The organism is Sporichthya sp., from assembly GCF_013815995.1.
Taxonomy (GTDB): domain Bacteria; phylum Actinomycetota; class Actinomycetes; order Sporichthyales; family Sporichthyaceae; genus Sporichthya.
Genome location: NZ_JACDFE010000230.1, coordinates 2941 through 7167, shown reverse-complemented (window position 1 = coordinate 7167; position 4227 = coordinate 2941). Strand labels below are relative to the sequence as shown.

The window sequence follows — 4227 nt, the reverse complement described above, 5'->3', positions numbered from 1 at the left end:
CGCCGGCCCTGTCCGCGATCGGCGGGCGGATCTTCCTCGACGCCGACGGCGACACCGTCGACGACCCGGAGGAGGCCGGCGTCGCCGAGGCGACCGTGCGCATCTTCGGCACCTCCGCCGCCGGCACCGCGGTCGACCTCACCGTGCCGACCGACGCCGCGGGACGCTTCGCCCTGCTGGACCTGGCTCCGGGCACCTACTCCGTCGCGGTCTCCGCGCTACCTGCCGGGCTGCTGCCGCTCGGGGTCCTCGCGCCCGCCGGCTGGCTGCTCGGGCTGGACCGCGTCGAGGCCGTCGAGCTCGCTCCGGGTGCCACCCTCATCGTCGGCTTCATCGCCGGCCCGGCGGTCTGACCACAGCAGGATCCGGCGCTCCGCGAGCAGGCCGGCCACCGAGAGGGCCGCCGCGGCCGCGCAGACGCTGAGCACGATCGCGGTGACCGTGTCGTTCGCACTGAGCTGCACCCAGAGCACCAGCGCGACCCCCACGGCCGCCACCCGCACCCCCGAGCGGGGATCGCCCTGGGCGAGGCGGGCGTAGATCAGCAGTTGGGCGACCGCGTACATGGACCCGGCCAACGCGAACAGTGCGACCTCATCGGCCAGGTCCTCGTACTCGTCGCCGCCGATCAGGCCGACCACGAAGTGCGGGGCCAGCGCGGTGCCGAGGGTCAGCACCGCGCCCGAGGCGGCGACCAGCGCGAGCGAGACCCGCATGGCGCTGCCGCGGCGGGACTCGTCGACGAGCATCGGATAGGCCAGCACCGCGATGAACGCGGGGAACCAGAACGCGCCCTTGCCCACGACGGCGCCGAGCGCGTACAGACCGGCCTCGTGCCCGTCCAGGTGGTGGCGCGCGAGCAGGACGTCGACGTTGGTCAGCCCGAAGAAGGCGAACAGCGCTCCCGCCGCGATCGCCAGTTCCCGGGCGGCGCCCGGCTCGGGGATGTCCGTCGAGGGGTGTGGGGACGGCGCGATCCGAGCGGCCAGCACCGCCGCGGCGCTCGCGCCGGCCAGCGACCCGATCAGGCCGGCGGTCACGCTGTCCCGGATGGCCAATCCGACCAGCGTCCCGCCGAGCCGCCCGCTCGCCACCACGATGTAGAGCACCGCCAGCGGGGCGAAGCGCTCGGTGCCCTGGGCCAGACCGAAGCGGTACCCGACCAGGGTGAGCGGCACCATCGAGGCGGCCACCAGAAGCACCTGCACGGTGTCCAGGTGCAGGAAGACCGAGAACGCGGGCGCAGCCAACGCCAGGCCCCCGGCGATCCCGAAGGCGAACCTGCGCCCGAGCCGCGCCATCGCGGGGGCCGCGGCCGGGCCGTCGGTGGCCAGCCGGCGCGCGGTCACCGATTGCAGGGCCAGCGATCCGACGAAGGCGACCAGCACGATGCCCATCAGCGCGGCGAACGCGCCGAACTCGTCCGGGCCGAGCACCCGGGAGGCGACCAAGTTGAGCGCGTAGCCGAACGCGTTGGACACCGCCAGGCCGGCCGCCAGCAGGGCGCCGCCGCGGAGCACGCCCGCAGGTTGGCCCGGTGAGCTCATGCCGGCTTCTCGCAGCAGAAGATCGCCGTGCCGGGGATGAGCCGCCCCCGCAGCGGGCTCCAACCGCCCCAGATCTGCTCGTGCCCGTCCGGCCATTCCGGCTCGACGAGGTCGGCCAACCACATCCCGGCGCCGAGGATCTCCCGGACCCGGTCGGACATCGTGCGGTGGTGCTCGGCGTAGACCGCCCGCCCACCGGCGGCCGACTCCACGTAGGGCCGGCGGTCGAAGTAGGACTCGTGCACCGTCAGGCCGACCGGCCCCGGGTCGTCGGGCAGGCACCAGCGCAGGGGGTGGGACACCGAGAACACCCAGCGACCGCCCGGCCGCAGCACCCGGGCCACCTCGCGCATCACGCGCGCCGAGTCCGCGACGAAGGGGACCGCGCCGTAGGCGGAGCACGCCAGGTCGAAGGAGGCGTCGGCGAACGGGAGATCGGTGGCGTCGGCCAGAACCACCGGCACCGCGGTGCCGGTGCGGGCGTCCAGGGCCTGGGAGTGCCGCAACTGGCCCTCGGACAGGTCCAGCCCGACGACGGCGGCGCCGGCGTTCGCCAGCCAGCGGGCGCACTGCCCCGCGCCGCACCCGATCTCCAGCACCCGGCGCCCGGTCACCGGGCCCAGCAGGCCCGCCTCGGCCTCGGTCAGTCCCTCCGGACCCCAGACGAAGTCCGCGGCGCCGAGAAAGGCGCCGTGCTCGGCCTGGTAGCTGTCGGCGGTGCGGTTCCAGTAGCCACGGTTGGCCGAGCGGGTGGCCGCGTCGTCGCAGTCCGTCCGCCCGGCCTCGACGACAGCTGGGTCCTCCTGGTCCGGAAGTTCCCAGCTCAGCTCGGCCATCGGCCTCCTCCGCGAGGGGTCTGACAGGGGTGTAATTGACCGAGTTTCCGGGCGGGACGTATTCTGGCAGGCGCGTTGTGGGCTCGTGCGCCTCAGACGTAGTAGGCGCACGCTCGTAGGTCGTTCCGGTTGTTGTTCTTGGTTTGCGCTTCTCGTCGTCGCGTAGGCAGGGGATTCGAGCGGTTGTCGGCAGGCGGGAGCCGTCCGTTCGCACCAGCCGATTCCTGTCCGTACCGGAGCAACCCAACACATGACGAGCACCGTCGAGGCAAACCCCGCACAGCACACGCCGCCGCAGGTCGCGATCAACGACATCGGCTCCGAGGAAGACTTCCTCGCCGCGATCGACCTCACGATCAAGTACTTCAACGATGGTGACATCGTCGAGGGCGTTATCGTCAAGGTCGACCGGGACGAGGTCCTCCTCGACATCGGTTACAAGACCGAAGGCGTCATCCCCTCCCGCGAACTCTCCATCAAGCACGACGTCGACCCCTCCGAGGTCGTCAAGGTCGGCGATGAGATCGAGGCCCTGGTTCTCCAGAAGGAGGACAAGGAGGGTCGCCTGATCCTGTCCAAGAAGCGCGCCCAGTACGAACGCGCCTGGGGCACGATCGAGAAGATCAAGGAAGAAGACGGCATCGTCACCGGCACGGTGATCGAGGTCGTCAAGGGTGGTCTGATCCTCGACATCGGCCTTCGTGGCTTCCTCCCCGCCTCGCTGGTGGAGATGCGCCGCGTCCGCGACCTGCAGCCGTACGTCGGCAAGGAGCTCGAGGCCAAGATCATCGAGCTGGACAAGAACCGCAACAACGTGGTCCTGTCCCGCCGCGCCTGGCTCGAGCAGACCCAGTCCGAGGTCCGCCAGACGTTCCTGACGACCCTTCAGAAGGGCCAGGTCCGCTCCGGCGTCGTGTCCTCGATCGTCAACTTCGGTGCCTTCGTCGACCTCGGTGGGGTCGACGGTCTGGTGCACGTCTCCGAGCTGTCCTGGAAGCACATCGACCACCCGTCCGAGGTGGTCGAGGTCGGCCAGGAGGTCACCGTCGAGGTTCTCGACGTCGACATGGACCGCGAGCGCGTCTCGCTGTCGCTCAAGGCGACCCAGGAAGATCCGTGGCAGCAGTTCGCCCGCACCCACGCGATCGGTCAGGTCGTGCCGGGCCGGGTCACCAAGCTGGTGCCGTTCGGCGCGTTCGTCCGCGTGGACGAGGGCATCGAGGGTCTGGTGCACATCTCCGAGCTGGCCGAGCGCCACGTGGAGATCCCCGAGCAGGTCGTGCAGGTCGGCGACGAGATCTTCGTCAAGGTCATCGACATCGACCTCGAGCGTCGTCGTATCTCGCTCTCGCTCAAGCAGGCCAACGAGAACGCGGGCGGGGCTGTCAGCGGCGAAGAGGAGCACTTCGACCCGGCGCTCTACGGCATGCCGGCGGAGTACAACGAGGCCGGGGAGTACATCTACCCGGAGGGCTTCGACCCGGAGACCAACGAGTGGCTGCCGGGCCACGACGCCGCCCGCGAGACGTGGGAGAAGGCGTACGCCAGGGCGCGCGAGCGGTTCGACGCGCACCGCAAGCAGATGAAGGCCGCGCAGGAAGCGGACGCGGAAGCCGGCGCAGCTGCCGCGGCTCCGTCCTCCTACTCCTCGTCCTCCGGCTCCGAGCCGGTTGACGGCGAGGGCGACGGTGGCACGCTGGCCTCCGACGAGGCTCTGGCGGCGCTGCGCGAGAAGCTGACGGGTCGTAGCTGACCACCCCCAGCTGACAGAACGTCAGAAGAGCCCCGTCCGGTCCGCCGGGCGGGGCTCTTGCTGCTTTCGGGGGGTCGTGGGGGGGGGGGGG

General features: G+C 71.1%; 3 protein-coding genes. 2 read left to right on the top strand and 1 reads right to left on the bottom strand.

Annotated elements, in window-relative coordinates:
- A partial coding sequence (locus H0X00_RS19895; protein WP_293774205.1) for an SdrD B-like domain-containing protein occupies positions 1-353 on the top strand: 353 nt, incomplete at its 5' end.
- A gap of 1190 nt (positions 354-1543) precedes the next feature.
- Here the strand turns inward: H0X00_RS19895 and H0X00_RS19890 are convergent.
- Complete coding sequence (locus H0X00_RS19890) at positions 1544-2383, bottom strand: class I SAM-dependent methyltransferase (RefSeq protein WP_293774204.1); 840 nt, start codon at positions 2381-2383, stop codon at positions 1544-1546.
- A 250-nt stretch (positions 2384-2633) separates the two neighbouring features.
- On the opposite strand from H0X00_RS19890, the gene rpsA reads away from it, so the two are divergent.
- Positions 2634-4136, top strand: a complete 1503-nt coding sequence (rpsA, locus tag H0X00_RS19885; protein ID WP_293774203.1) for a 30S ribosomal protein S1 — start codon at positions 2634-2636, stop codon at positions 4134-4136.
- Positions 4137-4227: the final 91 nt, after the last annotated feature.

Excerpts from the sequence above, each read along its gene's own strand:
- H0X00_RS19890 (WP_293774204.1), bottom strand. The coding sequence starts at position 2,383 with ATGGCCGAGCTGAGCTGGGAACTTCCGGACCAGGAGGACCCAGCTGTC.
- rpsA (WP_293774203.1), top strand. The coding sequence starts at position 2,634 with ATGACGAGCACCGTCGAGGCAAACCCCGCACAGCACACGCCGCCGCAG.